23 protein-coding genes and 11 tRNA genes are annotated in these 18,381 nt (G+C 35.1%); 16 read left to right on the top strand and 18 right to left on the bottom strand.

All coding sequences use genetic code 11. From position 1 onward, the window contains the following. Position 1: 1 nt before the first annotated feature. The 15 genes from V9L05_RS17870 to V9L05_RS17800 all read right to left on the bottom strand — a co-directional run bounded on the left by V9L05_RS17870 (position 2) and on the right by V9L05_RS17800 (position 12,231). Entirely contained in the window at positions 2–754 is a 753-nt protein-coding gene (locus tag V9L05_RS17870; protein ID WP_338813202.1) for a hypothetical protein, read from the bottom strand. A 72-nt stretch (positions 755–826) separates the two neighbouring features. Further along, entirely contained in the window at positions 827–1,276 is a 450-nt protein-coding gene (locus V9L05_RS17865) for a phage tail protein (protein ID WP_338813201.1), read from the bottom strand. A gap of 67 nt (positions 1,277–1,343) precedes the next feature. Beyond that, entirely contained in the window at positions 1,344–2,834 is a 1,491-nt protein-coding gene (locus tag V9L05_RS17860) for a hypothetical protein (protein ID WP_338813200.1), read from the bottom strand. Positions 2,835–2,886: 52 nt separating this feature from the next. Further along, complete coding sequence (locus V9L05_RS17855) at positions 2,887–3,531, bottom strand: hypothetical protein (RefSeq protein WP_338813199.1); 645 nt, start codon at positions 3,529–3,531, stop codon at positions 2,887–2,889. A gap of 2 nt (positions 3,532–3,533) precedes the next feature. Further along, positions 3,534–3,836 (bottom strand): hypothetical protein, encoded by a 303-nt coding sequence (locus tag V9L05_RS17850; protein WP_338813198.1) that lies wholly within the window; start codon positions 3,834–3,836, stop codon positions 3,534–3,536. A 35-nt stretch (positions 3,837–3,871) separates the two neighbouring features. Further along, positions 3,872–4,405, bottom strand: a complete 534-nt coding sequence (locus V9L05_RS17845; protein WP_338813196.1) for a hypothetical protein — start codon at positions 4,403–4,405, stop codon at positions 3,872–3,874. 6 nt (positions 4,406–4,411) lie between these two features. Continuing rightward, on the bottom strand, positions 4,412–4,867 hold the full coding sequence (locus tag V9L05_RS17840) for a hypothetical protein (RefSeq protein WP_338813195.1): 456 nt from the start codon (positions 4,865–4,867) through the stop codon (positions 4,412–4,414). Positions 4,868–4,885: 18 nt separating this feature from the next. After that, positions 4,886–5,377, bottom strand: coding sequence for a hypothetical protein (locus V9L05_RS17835; RefSeq protein ID WP_338813194.1), 492 nt, complete (start codon positions 5,375–5,377; stop codon positions 4,886–4,888). A 6-nt stretch (positions 5,378–5,383) separates the two neighbouring features. Next, entirely contained in the window at positions 5,384–5,701 is a 318-nt protein-coding gene (locus tag V9L05_RS17830; protein WP_338813193.1) for a hypothetical protein, read from the bottom strand. Positions 5,702–5,759: 58 nt separating this feature from the next. Next, positions 5,760–7,037, bottom strand: a complete 1,278-nt coding sequence (locus V9L05_RS17825; protein WP_338813191.1) for a hypothetical protein — start codon at positions 7,035–7,037, stop codon at positions 5,760–5,762. A 110-nt stretch (positions 7,038–7,147) separates the two neighbouring features. Then, positions 7,148–7,585 (bottom strand): hypothetical protein, encoded by a 438-nt coding sequence (locus tag V9L05_RS17820; RefSeq protein ID WP_338813189.1) that lies wholly within the window; start codon positions 7,583–7,585, stop codon positions 7,148–7,150. Between the two features lies 1 nt (position 7,586). Continuing rightward, positions 7,587–8,951, bottom strand: a complete 1,365-nt coding sequence (locus V9L05_RS17815; protein ID WP_338813187.1) for a hypothetical protein — start codon at positions 8,949–8,951, stop codon at positions 7,587–7,589. Between the two features lie 51 nt (positions 8,952–9,002). Continuing rightward, complete coding sequence (locus V9L05_RS17810) at positions 9,003–9,440, bottom strand: hypothetical protein (RefSeq protein ID WP_338813186.1); 438 nt, start codon at positions 9,438–9,440, stop codon at positions 9,003–9,005. A 25-nt stretch (positions 9,441–9,465) separates the two neighbouring features. Then, positions 9,466–11,820 (bottom strand): hypothetical protein, encoded by a 2,355-nt coding sequence (locus tag V9L05_RS17805; RefSeq protein ID WP_338813185.1) that lies wholly within the window; start codon positions 11,818–11,820, stop codon positions 9,466–9,468. Positions 11,821–11,859: 39 nt separating this feature from the next. Next, the gene (locus V9L05_RS17800; RefSeq protein ID WP_338813184.1) at positions 11,860–12,231 is read right to left on the bottom strand and encodes a hypothetical protein; all 372 of its coding nucleotides are present in this window, start codon (positions 12,229–12,231) and stop codon (positions 11,860–11,862) included. 217 nt (positions 12,232–12,448) lie between these two features. On the opposite strand from V9L05_RS17800, the gene V9L05_RS17795 reads away from it, so the two are divergent. From V9L05_RS17795 to V9L05_RS17730, 14 genes are all read left to right on the top strand, one after another. Next, positions 12,449–13,333, top strand: coding sequence for an N-acetylmuramoyl-L-alanine amidase (locus tag V9L05_RS17795; RefSeq protein WP_338813183.1), 885 nt, complete (start codon positions 12,449–12,451; stop codon positions 13,331–13,333). Position 13,334: 1 nt separating this feature from the next. After that, positions 13,335–13,538: a hypothetical protein gene (locus V9L05_RS17790; protein WP_338813182.1), complete on the top strand. Its 204-nt coding sequence runs from the start codon at positions 13,335–13,337 to the stop codon at positions 13,536–13,538. 4 nt (positions 13,539–13,542) lie between these two features. Then, on the top strand, positions 13,543–13,767 hold the full coding sequence (locus V9L05_RS17785) for a hypothetical protein (protein WP_338813180.1): 225 nt from the start codon (positions 13,543–13,545) through the stop codon (positions 13,765–13,767). Positions 13,768–13,807: 40 nt separating this feature from the next. Continuing rightward, a tRNA-Ile gene (locus tag V9L05_RS17780) sits at positions 13,808–13,881 on the top strand. Positions 13,882–13,886: 5 nt separating this feature from the next. Continuing rightward, a tRNA-Tyr gene (locus V9L05_RS17775) sits at positions 13,887–13,968 on the top strand. A 9-nt stretch (positions 13,969–13,977) separates the two neighbouring features. After that, a tRNA-Asn gene (locus V9L05_RS17770) sits at positions 13,978–14,070 on the top strand. A gap of 92 nt (positions 14,071–14,162) precedes the next feature. Next, positions 14,163–14,256 (top strand) — tRNA-Phe (locus tag V9L05_RS17765). A gap of 10 nt (positions 14,257–14,266) precedes the next feature. Continuing rightward, a tRNA-Met gene (locus tag V9L05_RS17760) sits at positions 14,267–14,348 on the top strand. Positions 14,349–14,361: 13 nt separating this feature from the next. Continuing rightward, positions 14,362–14,433: transfer RNA gene (locus V9L05_RS17755), tRNA-Gly, on the top strand. 5 nt (positions 14,434–14,438) lie between these two features. Further along, a tRNA-Pro gene (locus V9L05_RS17750) sits at positions 14,439–14,510 on the top strand. 10 nt (positions 14,511–14,520) lie between these two features. Continuing rightward, positions 14,521–14,605 (top strand) — tRNA-Ser (locus tag V9L05_RS17745). A gap of 10 nt (positions 14,606–14,615) precedes the next feature. Continuing rightward, positions 14,616–14,702 (top strand) — tRNA-Ser (locus V9L05_RS17740). Positions 14,703–14,710: 8 nt separating this feature from the next. After that, positions 14,711–14,784 (top strand) — tRNA-Leu (locus tag V9L05_RS17735). A 6-nt stretch (positions 14,785–14,790) separates the two neighbouring features. Next, positions 14,791–14,876: transfer RNA gene (locus V9L05_RS17730), tRNA-Leu, on the top strand. 46 nt (positions 14,877–14,922) lie between these two features. Here the strand turns inward: V9L05_RS17730 and V9L05_RS17725 are convergent. After that, positions 14,923–15,210, bottom strand: coding sequence for a hypothetical protein (locus V9L05_RS17725; RefSeq protein WP_338813179.1), 288 nt, complete (start codon positions 15,208–15,210; stop codon positions 14,923–14,925). 191 nt (positions 15,211–15,401) lie between these two features. On the opposite strand from V9L05_RS17725, the gene V9L05_RS17720 reads away from it, so the two are divergent. Then, positions 15,402–16,316 (top strand): amidoligase family protein, encoded by a 915-nt coding sequence (locus V9L05_RS17720; protein WP_338813177.1) that lies wholly within the window; start codon positions 15,402–15,404, stop codon positions 16,314–16,316. Between the two features lie 112 nt (positions 16,317–16,428). Then, positions 16,429–16,674 carry a hypothetical protein gene (locus V9L05_RS17715; RefSeq protein WP_338813176.1) on the top strand — a complete coding sequence of 82 codons (246 nt, stop codon included), beginning with the start codon at positions 16,429–16,431 and terminating at the stop codon, positions 16,672–16,674. Here V9L05_RS17715 and V9L05_RS17710 read toward each other — a convergent pair. Both V9L05_RS17710 and V9L05_RS17705 read right to left on the bottom strand, forming a co-directional pair. Then, positions 16,655–17,920 carry a terminase large subunit gene (locus V9L05_RS17710; protein ID WP_338813174.1) on the bottom strand — a complete coding sequence of 422 codons (1,266 nt, stop codon included), beginning with the start codon at positions 17,918–17,920 and terminating at the stop codon, positions 16,655–16,657. The two genes, V9L05_RS17715 and V9L05_RS17710, sit on opposite strands and share 20 nt — an antisense overlap. Continuing rightward, complete coding sequence (locus V9L05_RS17705) at positions 17,838–18,362, bottom strand: hypothetical protein (protein WP_338813173.1); 525 nt, start codon at positions 18,360–18,362, stop codon at positions 17,838–17,840. The genes V9L05_RS17710 and V9L05_RS17705 overlap by 83 nt, the downstream gene beginning before the upstream one ends. Positions 18,363–18,381 lie beyond the last annotated feature (19 nt).

Here is an 18,381-nt window from a genome sequence, read left to right as displayed (position 1 = left end):
TCTACAGAGAAGGGAACAAAAAACCAATAGAATTTACAATATCGACAGTTTGTTTTGGCAGGAAAGAAAGCTCTTCAATTGGATGCGTAAACTCATGGGATGTATTTATCTTTCCTTCTTTGAGATTGACTTGTTTTTGTAGGAAAGACAAATCTCTTGCGATGAGTTTTTTGAGGTCACACTTCATTTCTCTATCCACTTCTTTACCATCAGCATTGGTATCTTTTGTGATGATGACAGGTTTTCTCCATTCCAAAAGAGTGTTCAAATGAACATCTTGAAGGTTTACTGTTCCTCCCAATTTATCCAAATCGCCTTGTGTCAAAATTCTCAAACGCACTTTTTGCTTAGAAACTGGAAGCTCAATATCATACTTATATTCTAGCTCATCATAAGAAGCTACTTGTTTTTCAGGAGCTTGTTTCTCAAAAAAGTCTTCTGTAAGCTCAATAGAATGTTCGTGTTTGAATTTGTTTTTTTGTTGATTTTCCCATTCTAACACAAACCCAATTTCTGGGTCATAACAATCTTGGCGAAGCTGAATCATCAAATCCGTTACGTCATTGATAGGCATCTTTTCAATATCTGCGAGTTTGACATTCGTATTGTCGCCTATTCGTTTTACAAGGGCAAGTAACATTTTTGTTTTGTTGTTCTTTGTGCCTTGCTTAGAGAAAATCTCCAAATGATTTCCTGTGATAAACTCTGATTCTACTTCTACACCTGACTGGAGTTTATATACTTTTGTGTTCATTGTTTTTATGAATTATAATTTCTATTCTATCAATTATTTTAAATGAGTAATTAGAGTAATTCCAATAATTATTTACGCTGACAATACCTTCAAACGACTTACCGACCACTCTATCGTTTCATAGAATAATTCAGAAGCATTACGAACAAGACCATCAGGCGAAATTTTGACTGGAAAAATCTCTCCTAAATCATACGTTTTCACAGGTGTTTTTCCATCAGGAGCTAACTGTACAAGCACAGCAAAACGAGCGTATTCTTGTCTTGGTAGCGTCAAAACATCATCATGCCATTTGTCAATATAATTATCAGGTAGTGCAATAGGAACGAGTTTTTTGGTAGTCATTCTACCGATTTTCTTTTTTGTCGGTATTTCCATTTCGTACCCATTTATTGAACCTTGTATTTTTACTGCTTCGATCTCTCGCTCTGGTAGTTGTACTTCTTGAATTAAAAACTCATCTACACCTGTTATTTCAAGTCTGAATTTTGCTTTGTTTAAAACATTTCCATTTGATTCCATGATACTTTTATTTTATAGTTATCGTATTTTTATTCTATCAAAAATTAAAACTTTCAAAAACTTCTTTTTACAAAAGAACAGCAGAGGCAGCACTTGCGCCTTGGGTATTGACTGTTTCGATACCAATTTGCTCTAAAGAACCGATTGGCGTTACATAAAACTCAATTTTGTATTCTCCTAACTGAACTTTTACTTTATCATTCAATACCAAATCATCAAGCGTAGTTGCTTCTTGGTCACCTACCCAAACATAGTCTTCTGTAATGGCTCTACGTGCAATCAAATCATTGATGGTTTCCAAGGCTTCTCTATAGATTTCTCTAAAGGTTGGAATGTCAGAAGGTTTGCTAATATATTTATTACCAAGCCTTTCTGTCCAACGAAGATTGTAAATTGTCAAATCGCCAATATTTCTTTTACTAGCGAGTTGAGACTTATCTCTCCAAAGGGAATTGTTTCCATTCAATTTTACACCCAGCCCAGAAACACGAGATACAAAATTGATTCCTGCATCATAGAGTTGATCCAGTTCAGAATTGGTAAACTTACGAGCATTCAATACATCGCCATCCAACCTACCAAACTCAGCAGTCGATGCGCTGAGCCACTGACCGATAGCATCTTTTTTAGTAATGGCAGCCATAACCTCAGCCATTGGATGTAAATCCATGATTTGAGTTGGGTCCTGAATACTTCTCACTTCAATCTGACCCATCCAATATTCTGCAAACATTGAATTAATTGGTTGATGCATAAAAGAGCCTGTTCCCTCTCGTTGTGCAATGGCATCGACAGCCGAAACATTTAAAGGTAAAGGCAAATGAGCAGAGAGTTTGTTGGCTTCTGCCAAGGCAACAAAAGCAGCATCTACTTCAACATCAGCATAGAAAAGGTTGACGATATGGAAAATATCTCCAAAATCAAAGTCTTCAAAAGCTGCATTGAGAGCTGCAATAATATCAGCAGGAAGTAATGTACTAGCATCTTTTGCACCTGATGCAAGTGTGCCTGTAAGTGTATTTGCAAGAGTAAGCGTGTCTGAAATAGACAAAGAAACATTGAGTAGTTTCTTATTGATGGCAATAACTACTGAAGCTGTAAAAGAAACAGGAATGTCATAGACAGTTTCTGAAAACTCACTTCCTTTTGAAATAGTCAAATCTACAACATCAGCTTTTCGGCTTCTTGGAGATGAAGTTTTTACAATAATTCCGTTGTATCCTTCGCCAACTTCGTTTGCTGTAACAGTCAACGTTTCTGCGCCAACTGTAATTTCTACACTTGCTTTTGTTCCTGTAGTTGAGCCAGTAGTAAACTTATGCAAAGGATTGACAATAAGAATTGCTCCTTTTCGCAAGGCACGAACGGCTTCTTCGGCTGTGGGATGTGTAATTTTTCCAAAATATTGGATAAATTCTCTTTCCGTTCTGACTTCTTTAGGTTGGTTTGCAACACCACGCTCAGTTACGACTTGCACAGCAAATTTTGCAACACCTAAACTAAAGGTGGATTGGGTATCTTCTCTAAAAGAAACGGTGGTTTGTGGTCTTCCTGCCATTTTATTGTATCGTTTAAAATTATCAAATCAATTTTTATTCTATCAAAAATCTTTATTCGTTGTCTTGAATGTTTTTTGCTTCTATGGTTATCTCGTTCAAAATTCCTATCTCATCACTTATCAATGTGTCTGGTGTTATGAATACATTTTGAACGCTGTATCTAAATATTCTCTCAAAATAATCTCCGTCCGAGTTGTCTTTGAAATCTACTTGCTTATAATCAAAGTAGTTTTCTGTTTTTGAAAAGTCTTCTTTGATACCATTTTTGCAGCCCATTGTACCGAAAACCCATAAAACCATATTCAAAAGTCTTCTATCTTCTACCGTGCTATCGGTAACATATCCAATTTGATAGATCAGATTATATGTTCCTGCTGGACGCTGATACTTATTGTACGCTGTTTCAGCTTCGTTTTTTTGATAATGAACAGTTGCCCAAGCTCCAATATCAGCAGGGCTTATGTCAATTCTATCAATAGTAATTTTATTTACTTCGACAGCTCCTCTATCCTTTACATTTCCAACTCCAAAAATCTCAACTACTTTTGAATTTGGACTGTCAATCATTGCCTTAAGTTGAAGTAAAAAATCAGCTTTTGAAAGAATAGAAATATCAGGTAATAGATTATTTCTAACTAATTCCCTTCGCAAATAATCGTAAAAGGCTCGGTCTATTTCTTGGAGTTCGAAGTGCATTATTAATTAGAGTTATTTAGATTCTCCTCGTCAACTAATTCTTCTCGCCAACTAATTTTCGTAAGATTTAATGTATGAGTCTTTCCATTTTCATCTTTACAGGTTTGATTTTTAAGAAAAACTACTTTATATTTTTGTCTTTTAAGAAGCTCTTCTGTATCATCTTGTAGTTGAAAAGGAACATGTGTATAACAAGCAGATTCTTCAGAAACAGCTTTTTGTATATATTTTTTTATTTTATCTACTTGATGTTTGAAAGTCTCTTCTCTAGTTTTTTTTGCGCTTTGTATTAAATCTCCGTCCATATTTTCTTTACTTTTAAAATTTTGAATAAATAATTTTACATTCCTCTCAACAAAGCTCCTTTCATTTCCTTTGGAATTTCAGGCGAAGTAAGAATATAGTTTTCCATTTGATTCTTCACCACCATCCAAACAGGACGAGCAGGAATATTTTTTTTGGTAGAACCGTATTCATGAACAGTTGCTATTTTAGCTACGCTTTCGCCATTGTCATATCTTGCATTTTTAGGAACTCCTGCATAAGCAACTAATGAAGAGCTTACATTGGATGTAATAGAGTTGATATAGGTAGAAGAAGCTATCAAAATCTTTTCAGACTTATTTTTAAATCTTCTATCCTTTTTACCATCTTTTCTAAGCCTTCCACCAGCAATTCCTAGCTTACGTTTTAGATAAGCAGGACTGAGTCTTTTCCATTCTGAAGGTTGCGACTTTATCCTATCAACAGCTAATTGTTCGGCTTTCAAGGCTACTTTAGCTAGAATATTCTTTTCTGCTTTCGTTACATTTTCAACAAAGTTGCTCAATAGTTTATTTGCTTTTCCAAAATCTCCAGTTCGTTTGACAGGCATAGTTTTTTATCTTTTTGGTCTTATATTGTCTCTATAAACGACTTTTACATACGTTTTTAGCGTTGCTAAATCAGGTACTTGAGTAACTGAGGTAACTTCATATCGCTCTCCACGCAACGTCATATAATCGGCATTTGCTTGTAGTAAAATTTCTCTATTTGCATCTACCAAGCCGTTTGCTTCTAATTGTGCAAAATTGATAAGCACGTAATGTTCTGACATATCTGTTCTTCCCATTTGAGAAAATTTGACTGCTGCATCTTGTTTTGAATCACTATCTACAATCAATCCTTTAAGAGGAATATCTCTAAATGCTTGATCGTCATTACTTTCCATAAAACGGTCATAAATCTGACCTGCTTGGTGGTAGATAATATCATTTTTCAAAAAGGTATCTGGAATATCTTCTTGAAAAGCTTTATTGATTTGATTCAAATCGCTTGTGCTGAATAAATTAGCCATATCACTTTCAAGTTTTGGTTACCATTTATTGACACGAAAAGCAAAAGGTGGATTCTTACTACAAGTATCACAAATCACTAGAGAAATACCCAAAAGTGCAGCCGTATCACAGATTTCATCTTTTAGTAAATCAAGCAATGTTCCTGTATCTAATTGAATAGAAGAGCCATCGCTTGCTTTACTAGTATGAAATTCAGCTTCTACCACATCAGCTTTTGCCTTTTTCAAGGTTTTGGTAGACGCTTCTTCAGAAGTTTCAGCATCTCCTGCCAGTGTTGTAATTACCTTTCTAAAAAGAGCTAAGTATGCCGAATAAACACCAATCAATATTATTTCTTGTTGGTTATAATTTAATTCAATTTCTACATCGGCATCTTCCTTTTTTAAAGGCTTTTGCAATGTCCATTGAACTTCCATTATAATTTTATCCAAACGAGAAGCAATTGCCGTATTTGTAAAATCTACAAATGGTAATCTATTCTGAATAATATCTGCGATGGTTAATGGCATACTATTTTACTTTTTAGCGGTACTTGTTTTGGTAGCAGGTTTTTTATCCTCTGCTTTTGGTGTTTCAGGAGTTTTATCAACTTCCTCTTTTGGAATTTCCTCTTCTGAAGTTTGCTCACTCAGCTTGTCTATTTTAGCAGCTTCTTGTCTATCAAATTCTCCTTTTGAAGACTTTGATAAAGCACCACTGGCAATTCCTTGTTGAATAGCTGCTGTATGTTGAACTTCAAAAATTCCTTTGCCAACAAGCATTTTTTGTTTCTTGTTGCTTGGGTCCCAAAACTGATTGCCTTGAGGCGAAATGGTGACGAATATAGTTTCCATACTGAATAATTAGTTTTGTGTGATTATAAAAAAGAAAATAGCACCAACTAGACAAAGTCTAGTCAGTGTAAAATTCTGATAAAAGAGCATCCACATCCATGTAAGACGGAAATTTATCATCTGCAAAAGGAATCGTTTTATCCAAAACAACCCTTCCATTACGACGAGCAATGGCAAAACCAAGATTCATAGATACCATTCCCATTACTGTTTGATTGACAATGTTTTTATCTTGTTCAATCATAATTCCTGTTTCCTCTAATTTTATCATCGTTTTACGAGGATCAAGTAAAAGAACTTGATTATCAGAAGGCATCGTGAAAATCTCACGAGTAAAATCTTGAGGAACACCCAATGGAGGTAAACGGAATTGTTTCGTTTCACCACTATATCCTTTGAATTCAGGTAAATCATCGATGTCCATTCCTGTGTCTAGACCTGTAATCATTCGGCTTGATGAATAAGAAAGACGAGCCATTTGAGCAATTACTCGTTTGATGTCTTTTGATTTAAACTCTCCTGTTGTACCTACTCCAACAATAGGTGCAGATTCGCTATTATCAGCCATATCTCCACTAATCAAGACTTTCATTGCCATCGCATCGGCTTTCATTGCCATTTGCTCTCCGATATACGATAAAGCATCAGCCAAATTGATAAGGGTGGTACTTCTCAATACCTCGTAGGTCATCTTAATTCCACCCATCAATTTGGTAGTTTTTGGACGCTTCTGACCTACTTCGATGTCTGTAAATTTAGCATCTGCACCCTCTGCTGTTTTGCCAACAGCTCCATTTCCCATAATAATATAAGGGAAGGTTGCACGGTCTTGACCATTGGTACTTTGAGTCCTGATAATCCAATTGAGGTGCATTCCTGAAGTGGTATATCCCAAATAAATGGCATCCAAAATAACTTGAGGTAGCAAAAAGGAAAACTCAGGACTGTAATCCCCTCGTTGTACTCCATACATCGTATGAAAACTTTGTGCTGTCAGCATATCCATCACTTGAGATGGATTTAGCGTAAAACTCTCTTTATCTGTCAGTTTGCGAGCCATTCCTTCCAACGTATCCGTTTCAGGATTTACACCAAAGAGTTTTAAGAATTCATAAGTAGATTCAGCACCATAAAAAGCTTTTAAAGCAGCATCAGTAGAAAGGTTAACAGGAGGGTATTTCTCATTTTTATCATTTGTCCAGCCACTACGAATCTTATAGACAAAGTCTGCAAACTCGGAGAAGCTTTTACGAGCAGCATCTCCTGCTTCAGCTACAGCCTCTTTAGAGAGTTCGCCTTTGTTTTCTCGCTTTTTAGCGAAGAATTGATGGGTCATTTCACACCCAATTACTTTTTTCTTATTCTTATCCATATCCAATTAAAATTATCTTGAACTTTTTTATAAATTATTTTTAATACTATTACGAGCTATAAAATCTGCTTGAACTAAGCGTAAGTAGAAATTCTAGGCGTGTATAAAATACCCAAACGAGTATTTGCTCCATCAGAATTATCTAGTATGACAGCCAAATAATCTTCTGTGCCATTAGCAATCGTATATACAGGATTCTTATTAAAGACATCTCCTGTTGGGCGAACACCAATACCATTTCCTCCTAGCGTACCTGTTCCATCAGCTGTAGTGCCATACGTTTCACAGAGAAAAATAGTACGAATGCCAATTTTTCCCTCTTTAGGAAGTGAGTCTACAATGCCTACAAAATTGTCAGCATTTGCTGCGCTCCGAGCTGCTACCGTATTAGCAGCACTTAAAACGACTTCTTGCCCTTTCACTAAAGTAGAGTCAATAGCACAATTAAAAGTCATTACTATACCTACACCTGCGTAGGTTGGTTTTTTGGTTGGTTGAATATCTCCTGTCATCTTATTTTAGATTTTGGGTTAAATAAAAATTATCTAGCGCATCATTTGAATTTGCCTTTTCAGCTTTATGCTCATCAGGCAAATCACTATGCTGAGAGTTGCGAATGGTAAAGTCTTTTCCTCCACACGCTGAACATTTAGGTTCTCCATAAATTGTCATGGCTTTGCCACCGAATGTTGTAATCAAATCATCAAGCGTATCAAAATCAGCTTTCATGATTATGTTTTCAATATTCGCAGAAAGTTCTTTTCCTTGTTTTGCATATACCTCTTTGGTGTAATTGCGTTTTTTCTCTAACAGACTCTTTGAAAGAGTGGCAAACTCTTCACTTGCTTTTAGCTTTTTATTGGCTACTTCAAGCTGAGTTGTGAGTTTAACGACTTCATTTTTCTCTTCTTCTAGTGATATTTGAAGTTGAAGGATTTTTGATTCTTTCGCCTTCAATTCTTCTTGGAATTTTTCTTGGCTAGTATCTGATTTTTCTTCCTCTTGAGGTTCTGTTTTAGTTTCTTCTTTTTTAGATTTACCAATAACATTTTTCAGTTCTTTCTCGTGATCATCAAATGTTTTACCTAGTCCTTCACCGAAAGTATCGTCTAAAGGTTTGTTTGGATTACCAAAAGTTAACTTCGCAAGCTTAGCGACTCCTTTAGGATACTCTTTTTTGAATTCCGTTTTGAATTGAGATTTATTTTCTGTTTTGGTTTTGAGTTCATCCATACGAGCTTCATTCAAGATTCTATTCTCTTTGAGGTACTTGAAAACAACATCATCTCCCTCCATTCCAAGCATCACAGCACAAGGATCTGCACCATCCCAAACGGCAGACTGTTCAATCACTTCTGTAATTTTTGTTACTATGAAATGACAAAACTCTCCATTGATTATATTGCCGATGTTATACCAAGATTCCCATTCTTCATCAAACTCATGAGAATACTTAAATTCAAACTGAACCCCTGCGCTAGTTGCACGAATACCAGCAGGGTCAGAAGTGAGTAGCTCCACTTCTTTGGAAAACTCTTCACGACTTACTCTAAAGAAACCATTCACTCCAGCAGGAATAGTCACTCCATCTTGAATAAAGCCCTCATCAAACCAAACTTCAACGATGTTTCCGATGATGTTCTTGGTAGATAGACTGTGATCAACTCGTAAAACTTGTCCTTCCCACATCTGAGCTGCTTCTTGCAGCACTTTTTTAGGAAAAAAGGAACAGTTCCAACCTCCTGCGCCAATAATAGAATCAGCAGAAAGCAATCTAAAAGGAATATAAGCGTACTTGGTATCAAAGTTTTTGATTTGTGGAATCCCATTACCGATGATTTGTATCGCATAAGGGCGGGTCGTTTTATTCTTATCCATATCGTTTTATAAAATTAAAATTATCATTTTAGCGTATCTATTTTGTAAAATTTACTTGCCTACTTGTCCTCGTATATCACGAATATCCAACTGAATACCTTCTATGTGTCCATTAATATGCTTCATAGTTGTATTGAGTTCTGTAGCAATAGATTGAAATTTTTGTGTTGTTTCAATAAATTTATCATACATCTCATTTTGCTTACTGACTAAAGAATTAGAGTCTTTCTCAACTTGTGTCACACGAGCTTCATATTTTATTCTTTGCTCTCTTTCAGCAGTAAGTTTGTCGCTTAGAGCCTGCTTTTCAACACCAAGTTGCTTTTCAACAAGGAGAATATCTTCTCCGTTTTTTAAAACAATCTTGTCAAGCTCTACTACTCTTTCAGAGCTTTTCATAATGCGATAAATCCAAATTCCTATTCCTGTATTGGCAAGAAAAAGTAATACGATTACTATTGCACCTACTATTTTTAATTCTGCATCCATTCTATTATTCTATCAAATATTAAAACTATATATCTGCGACAATTCTTCCACGGCATTTCGGATGCACAGCTTGCGCTCCAAATCCTTCTGCTTGTCTTTCTGCTGCACTCATATTTTTAAAGCTATCCAAATCCATTGCTGTAGCGAAAGGCGAAATACTTACAATATCTTCAGGACTTGAAGAAACGAATGTTTCGGCTTTTCTTATTTCAGTTGCTACTTCGTAAATATCTCCGTCCATTGCCTGGCAATATGCACAAGTCAATCTATCTCCTATTTCTACCCTTCTAAATCTTTTTATTTCTGCTTGATGTAAATACTTTATGTTGGCAAAATTACGTGCGTTGGTCATTGTTGTTTCTATAATCCGACGGATTTGAAACAATTCTATATCCATTTGCACTTCCATTAATTCAGCAAACTCACCCAGTGTTTGGCTATTACCTATTTCACCATCATTTGCTACATAAAAATCAAGTAACATTTGAGTAATACGACGTTTTGCAGCTTCATCGGTAACGAATTTACCTAAATAAAAGCTATCAGTTTCTGCCAAATACTCAATCAAACGAGTATCTAAAAAGTCTTCTATTACTTCTGGAGGAGAAACAAAACGGGTTGTTATAGCTTTCGAATTTTCTGTTTTTGTTTCCTCTTCTTTGGGGAAAATAGATTTGTCTTTACGATACTTTTTATACACCTTTTGTGTATAGTTTTCAATGTTTTGTTGGATATTTTCTACAAAGAGAGTATCCCAATTTTGCTCAATGACTAGAAAAAAAATAGTTACTAAATCATTTTCATTTTCTAATCCGAAATCTTTTATCGTATCAGCTACTAATTCAATTACTTTTTTACAAGCTGATTTATATTTTTTACTTACAATTTTGTAATAATTATCTGTATTTTTAGTCAGATAATCATCTTTGAAGTCGGTTTCTTCAAAATTTCTTTTTGCACTCAATCCCACATTTGTTTCTTTGTCAGGATTGGTAGTATTATCAGGCTCAACTGCCACTTTTGTAGTAGCTGCTGGATTTTCTTTTTTGATTCCAGATGCTTTTTCATAACCTAATTCTTGTGCTGCCATATCATTATCAATATAACCTGCATCTTCTTTTGCTTTTGCATTGGCGATATTAACAGATTCAGTTTGCGCTTCTTTGAGAGAATCTCCAATCAATGGCTTTTCAAAAACAACATTGATCCAATCTAATTTGGTAAAACCTTGTAATCTCAAATGAAGTAGAAAAACTCCACTCAAAACAGAAGCAACTGTTTTCTGAACACTATCAATGTTACCAATCAAAACCTGCAAAAGAACTCGTGCAAAAGTTTCAGAGGTATTATTATTTTGATTCATAAATACACCATCGGTATTCAATCCATTATTCAAAAGGCGATTGATAATTTCAAAGGCTTTTTCTGCTCCTCCGAAATTTATATTGGTCGCATTCATTTTGAAACTTGCCGATCCTTCATAACCTATTGCATAGCCATTCGATAGTCCTTTTTCAATTTCATTGCTATATTCAACGATATGAGTTTCGCATCTACTGTAGAAAGCCTCATCACTCTCTCCTCTATTTTGTTTGGGTATAGTAACGAGAACTTCCAAGAAGCCCATCATTCCCAATTTTTTAATGATAATTTTAAAATTATCTAGCATCTCCTTTTGAGTGGCTATATCTTCCATGGCTGCCAAGAGCGCAGGAACTGGATACGGATTTTCTTCTAACTGATTGACACATTCGTAAAAGAAAGTTTCTTTGCGAAGAATAATTTCAGATTTACCGACTACGTTTACATTGACCTGCTTGGCAATAAACTCGTCTTTTTCTGAATTGTAATTGAAACGAATATTTGCAAGATCCATAATCGCTAAACGCTTAACAGCACTTGGATACGGATTGAGAAATAAAATCGCATCAACAGCCAGTCCACCTGAATAGGTTACTGTACGAAGAGCATTTCTTGTAAAGGAGTCTATCTTTGAATCCTTCTCAAAAATGCGAATCGTTTCCATGATTCTTTTTCTATCTCTTTTAGATAGATTATCAGGAAGTTCAATCTCATAAGACGTTTGAGCTAAAGCAACACTATTATTTACAGCTCGCCCTACATTTCTATCAAAAACAGAATAGTGGCGTAAAATACTAATCCACTCTAAAGAAAACTCTGGAAAGATTTCTCTTTCTTTATCTTTTCCTATCAATGAATTTTTAGCAGAAACAGAAGAGCCTCTAGCACCGCCACTTATTGGATACTTGTAAGAAGTTATTTTATTTTCGTCTGATTTCGGCTCGTGTTTATACTCGTCATTGCCTTTTGCTTTAACTCCTTTTGCCCAAGAAAATAGTTTATCCAGTCCTAGAAACATCTTCTGTTTTTACTTAAAATTATCTTTTACTTTTTTTGATTATGCTGCTTTCTTCTTTCTCAAATTCACTCCCTTCTGACCAACACTAACTAGTTTGTCAAGGGCTTCTAAGGCTTCTTCTACAAATTCTTCTACTTCGTCATTTTCGATGTCAAAATCTTTTTTGAAGAAATCCACAAGCTCTTGACGTTTTGCAGGGTTTGTTAAAAGTTTTCGCTGCTCAATCGCTTGTGGAACACCGACTAACTTTGTGGATTTCATAAGAAGACCAAAACCTTCTTTGGTTACTTCTTCTTTTTCTGTCTTGCCATCTTCTCGAATTCTAGCCACAGCTTCACCTGTGTCGCACAAGAAAGAAACTACATCTTTCAATTCTTCTATACTTTCGTTGTGTACTTTTTGCTCTGCCATTTTTGTAACAAATTAAATGATTGATTATGAAATTATTAACGTTTTTACTATGTAATTGTAAAAATGATAAAAATATTTGAATTATTTTGCAAATTTCATAATAAAAAGCGTTTATTTTTTTAATTTTATCAAAAATAGTGCTTATAAATTGTGATTTTTGTAAAAAACAACTGATTTGTTATAAATTGTTTAAAAGGAGAGTATAAATTTTACGAATATGATTTGGAGAAGTATAAAGTCGATTTTATTTTGGTTGGGAATTTTGGAGAATAAAAATAAAGATGTAATAATTGATGATGAGATAATTATCGAAGTTCCTATTGTTATTGAGGAAGATAAGCCTAAAGAGAAAGAACCGATTGAGGTTTTGATTGAGGAAATAGAAAAAGAGCAGAACGATGAGAAAGAAATTGTAAAAAACAATCCTAATAAAAACAATCTTGTCATTTTCAGAATTGGACATGGTCTTAATACATCTGGCAAAGAAACTCCTATGCAAGATGATGGAACGATTATCAAAGAATACCAACTGAATAAATGGATTGTTGAAAAAGCAATACCAATGTTAGAGAGTTTGGGTTACGAATGTATAATCGCCAATCCTTACGATTATGAAAACGCAGATGCAAAAAAAGCATTAAATATAGTAGTTGGTCATGTAAACAGAATTACTAAAGAAGCTTGGGGACAACATAAAAACGTAATTTGTCTTGATGTTCATTGTAATGCTCATCAAATTGATGAAAATAAAATAGAATTCACAAGTGCGAGTGGTACAGCTTCATTTTATTGGGAAGTGAAAAATAAAGAAGGAGAGGTAATTAAATATAGCAAAAAAGGTAAAAAACTGGCTATCGCTATACACGAACAAATGGTAAAACGAACAGGGCTACCAGACCGAGTTTGGAGTTTTAATAGAGGAAAAGCTATTGGTTGGAATTATCAAATGGTTAGAGATACAATTTGTCCGACTGTAACGATTGAGTGTGCATTTATGACAAATCGTGGTGATTTGGAGTACTTAAAAAGTGAAGAAGGACAAAAAACTATTGCAACAGCTATTGCGATAGGAGTGGATAATTATTTTAATAAAAATAAATAAAATGACATACACACTATTTACTCTTTCAGAACGAGAGGCTTTAGGATATTTAATCGCATATTTATTAAGAGAAGACCATCCTATTTTGGAAATCAAAAAAGAGAATGGTCTTTTTAAGGTAAAAGCTGAGGGCTGTATCTATGATGTTTATCCTACTTTTATTGAACAAAGTGAAAATTATGATTATGAAATAATTGAAAGTTAATTTCATGAATGATATAGCAAAATGTGCAGGATTAGACTGCGCAATCAAAGAAACTTGTAAACGTTTTACTATTTCTGTAGGTGAAAATGAAGGTTATTTTGATGTAGAAGATAGTGCGTATTGGGTTTATCCTGATAATAAAGTTTCTGTTGTAGAAAAGAATAGAGATTGCGATTTTTTTTATCCAAATCCTCCTGTTCCTCCCAAACCTAGAAAAGAAAGATGGTAGATGGAACTTTCTAAATTTAATAAGGGTTGATACTGAAAATTAGGCTATAGCTCAGTTGGTTAGAGTATTTCACTGATACTGAAAAAGTCATAGGTTCGATTCCTATTAGCCTAACAAAAGGGAAGTTTGTAGATATGGCAATCTGCACCAGACTGTAAATCTGGAGCTTCGGCTTTCTAGGTTCGAATCCTAGCCTTCCCACTAAAAAACGAGAGTGTAGCTCAGTGGTAGAGCAATCGGCTGTTAACCGATAGGTCGTAGGTTCGAAATAAGTATTCAGCGAAGCTAAACCTACCTTTCTCGCAAAAAATAAATCTTGCCTTGTGGTGTAATGGGTAACACATCAGATTTTGAGTCTGATTCTTCAAGTTCGAATCTTGACGAGGTAGCAAAATGGAAAAGTAACTCAGTTGGTAGAGTGTCGGTTTGAAGAACCGATGGTCATTGGTTCGAAATAAGTATTCAGCGAAGCTAATCCAATCTTTTCCACAAATTATAATGCGAGTTCGAGAAGTGGTTTCTCACCAGTCTCATAAGCTGGGGTCATGCGACATACGTTGGTTCGAATCCAACACTCGCATCTATTTCAAAAAAGCGAAATTAGCTCAAAGGCAGAGCATCAGTTTTCCAAACTGAGGGTTGAGATTTCGAAATTCTCATTTCGCTCATATATAGCAGGATAACGGTGGTAGTTTACTTCATTTGGAATGAAGAGGTCGCAAGTTCGAATCTTGCCTGTTATACAAATAAAAAAGAGAGTTGGCAGAGAGGCTTATTGCGTTTGTCTTGAAAACAAAATATCGTAACAGATACAAGGGTTCGAATCCCTTACTCTCTTCAAGAAATATAGATAGTTGGTAGAGTGGTTTATTACGATGGGTTGCTAACTCATTTTACGTTCATTCGTAACACAGGTTCGAATCCTGTACTATCTGCGAAAAATAGCGATATGACGGAACTGGCATACGTATTAGTTTTAGAAACTAAGTTTTGAGAGTTCGAATCTCTCTATCGCTACAAAATGCTGAATTGACGAAATTGGCAGACGTGACAGGTTTAAGCCCTGTTTTGCAGAAATGTAAGTGTGGGTTCGAGTCCCTCATTCAGCACAAAAAAGCCTTTCAAATTAGTTTTTGAAAGGCTTTTTCATTCGATTTAGTATAAAGTAAACTCTAAATCAAATGCGAATTCAGTCTTATTATCTGCCACATCAAATAATTCACTTGCTTGGTATTCGCTTTCGTTAAAAAATAAATCCTTATCTGCTATGCTGTAATTGTTTTGGTATAAAAACATAACTACATCTACTAAAGTCGGTGCTTTATTTTTATCTAAATTACAATGTAGATTCATCATAAGCTCATCATAAGACTCTGTATGTTCTACTAAAATAGATTCGTATTGTAAGTCTTCGTGTATAAAAGTGATGGCAGTTGTGTTCATTTTTTATAATGGTCAGTTCGTGTTTTAATTACACTTACAATAACGACAACATTAAACAATGGTTACAATAATATACATATATTTTAATTATTTTATTTATAGTAAATACTATTTATTTTATTATTTTTTTTCGTAACCATTACCCAAACGTGTCGTGTACAGTGTGTAATTAAACCACTAAAAACGACAGTATGACAACTCAAATTTTAGCTTCCAACACGACCAAGACAAACAAAATAAAACAACTCTTAGAGTTAGGATTCACAAGAAAACAGGTAGCCGAGCTGATGGGAGTAGGCTACGGATTTGTACAAAACGTCTACGCTAAACATTTCTCCACCCAAACAAATGCTAGAGGGAATGCTAAATTTAAACCCACAATTTTCAATAGACAATTTGGAGTAGAAATAGAAGCCTACAACGTAACGAAAGCAAAGTTGAAAAAAGAACTGGTAAAATTAGGAATTAGAGTTGAGATTGAGAGATACAATCACACCACCAAAACGCATTGGAAAATAATAACAGATTCTAGCATCAGAGGATCAAACGGATTTGAAATTGTCAGTCCAATTTTGAAAGGGCAAAATGGATTAGAACAACTTGAAAAAGTATGCAAGGCTTTAAAAAATTGCAATGCCTATATCAATAAAAGCTGTGGTTTGCATATCCATTTTGATGCAAGCAAATTCAAACTAAAACAATTCAAAAACTTGATTTTAAATTATGCTGATATGGAAAGCGTAATTGATACATTTTTACCCAACAGCAGGAGAGCAAGTAATAATACCTACTGCAAATCCATAATCAATCACAAGTCAGCCATAAAAAATGCCTCAACAATCAATGAATTAACAGATTCTGTTCCTTATCGCCACAGCAAACTAAATACAAAATCGTATGTAAAATATAAAACGATAGAATTTAGACACCACTCAGGAACAGTAGAATTTGATAAAATTCAGAACTGGATTTTATTTTTACATAACTTAGTGGAATACTCAAGTGATAAAAGAGTAAGTCAAGTAAATTTTGAAACCCTCAAAACATTTAATCAGCCAAAAGTGTATGCTTACCTAAACAATCGCAAAGAAGAATTGGCAGCTTAAAAGCTAAGTCATAGCTAGGTATGACCTAGCTTAACCTTGCTGCGACCTAGCTCTAACCAAGTTAAGACCTATCTAAACCAACTTTATACCTAGCTCAAACTAACCAAAAACTATGAAAACCTACAAAACTAGCGACGAACAAATCATAAAAGCCTCTTCTAATTTAGAAATTGTAAATCAACTCAAAAATGGAGGTAGATTTACAGCCGACGAAACTCCAAAACAATATATAAAAGGGTTTGCACAGCGATTCAAAGAATACGAAGGAACACAAATCCGTTTTGATTCGGTAGATAATTTTGTTGAGGATTTATTAAAAATTGAATACTTGACTGAAATTAGCGACCCCCAAAAATAGGCATTGCCTTTGTTTTCGGCATCCTTCCTAATTCTTCAAACTTTCTATACGCAAGAGCAAGCGCACAAACGGTATCATCGTGCAACCCAGTAGGAGCAGAGTAGCGAGTAGCTGTCCGAGTATGTTCGTATTCAAAACTATCCAATTCATCTTTTAATATATTGTCAATGAAAGCGATAGCTTGCTGTTGGATAGCTACAGCCAAGCCCTCCATAAGTTGTTGCTTGCTCCGACTTGAAAAGTGGAAGCCTTCAGCAAGGTCCTGCGTTTCTTGAACTAGCTCCACGATAGGGTCGCCTACTCCTGTGCTATCTAAGAGCATAGGTAAATTTTCAAGACCTTGCAAAATCCTTACTGTTTCCAACCACGAACTTTGCCATCTTTTGAAGTAAGCAAGGTGTCCATCTTCGTCTAATCCGATGACTACGGTGTAATCTTGGGACTTGGCAAGGTCAATTCCGTAGCATACGACAGGTTTTTGAGAAATATGAGGCACAAGACAGGCAGCAATGTGAGCAAGCCCAAAAGGGTTTCCACCATCGTCAGGAGGTTCTACCAAATACAAAGCTCTAAATTCATTTTCAGGTAAAAACTGTTTTGCTTGTTCTACTTCTGCTAAATCCAATATACCAGCGTTCACAGCATCATAAGCTGTAATTTTGAAATATTCATACTCAGGATTTTCAAGGTTTTTATCTTTATTTTCCTTCGTGTAAACTTTTGCTTTTGTAATTAATTTTCCGTGCCAAGACTTAGTTCCGACACAGTTTCCAATAAATTTAATTTTTCCTTTTGTCTTGGTTACAACGGAACGAATAGCTATAAAAGAAGCCTCCTTGGCTCTCGTAAACTCATCAAAGACAACAGCTTGCACATCATCACCATATAGCGAATCAGGATTATCAGCAGACTTAAACCAGATATGTGTACCATTGGGTAAGGTAAGTTTGAGTTTGGAGATATTGACTTTGAAAAAATTAGGCAAAGAAACTTGGTTCTTCATCCGATTAAAAGCAATCTCAGCTTGAGAAAACACAGGTGCAACCCACCAAAAGTTATCTCCTTTCTTGCCTTTTAATGCTTGTTCGAAAAGCCAAATAATATGCGAGGCTGTTTTACCTGCCTTGGTAGAAGCTTCTGTTACCGTATAACGAGCAGGAGAATCAAGAATCGCCTTCTGATAACTCGTTATCGGAGGACGGTAGTAGTTGAATTGTACGTTCTTTGATTTGTTCTTGCTGCTCACTATCTCCTAAGTTTAGCGTAAAATTATAACTTTCAGTATGCTCACTTTCTATTTTTATTGTTTCTTTATACATTCCTTCTAATCTAGCTACATCTTGCAAAATGGTTAAGGCTGTTGAATACCTATCCTTTGCTTTTAATGCTTTATCTTCTAGAACATCTTTATACATCTTCATTCTTGCTGCAATATGTACAGCTCTGCGTTGTTCTATTTTTTCTTGGATAGACTTTTCGAACCACTCCAATGCCCAATTTATATACGTATAAGGTTGGCGTGAGCTTAGATTCCACATTGATTGGATTTGATAAATAATATCTTGGCTATTATGTCCATCCATCATCCACTCACAAACTTGGCGAATACGAGTTATCTTTTGGACTTTATCTAATCTCCTTTTTTCTTGATCCTGTCGCTTTTCTTCTTCGGTCTTTTTCTTTGCCATCTTTTATTCATTCTATTTT

It is taken from the genome of Bernardetia sp. Wsw4-3y2 (assembly GCF_037126295.1).
Classification (GTDB): domain Bacteria; phylum Bacteroidota; class Bacteroidia; order Cytophagales; family Bernardetiaceae; genus Bernardetia.
The sequence above is the reverse complement of the archived record's forward strand: the minus strand, read 5'-3'. Positions and strand labels throughout refer to the sequence as shown.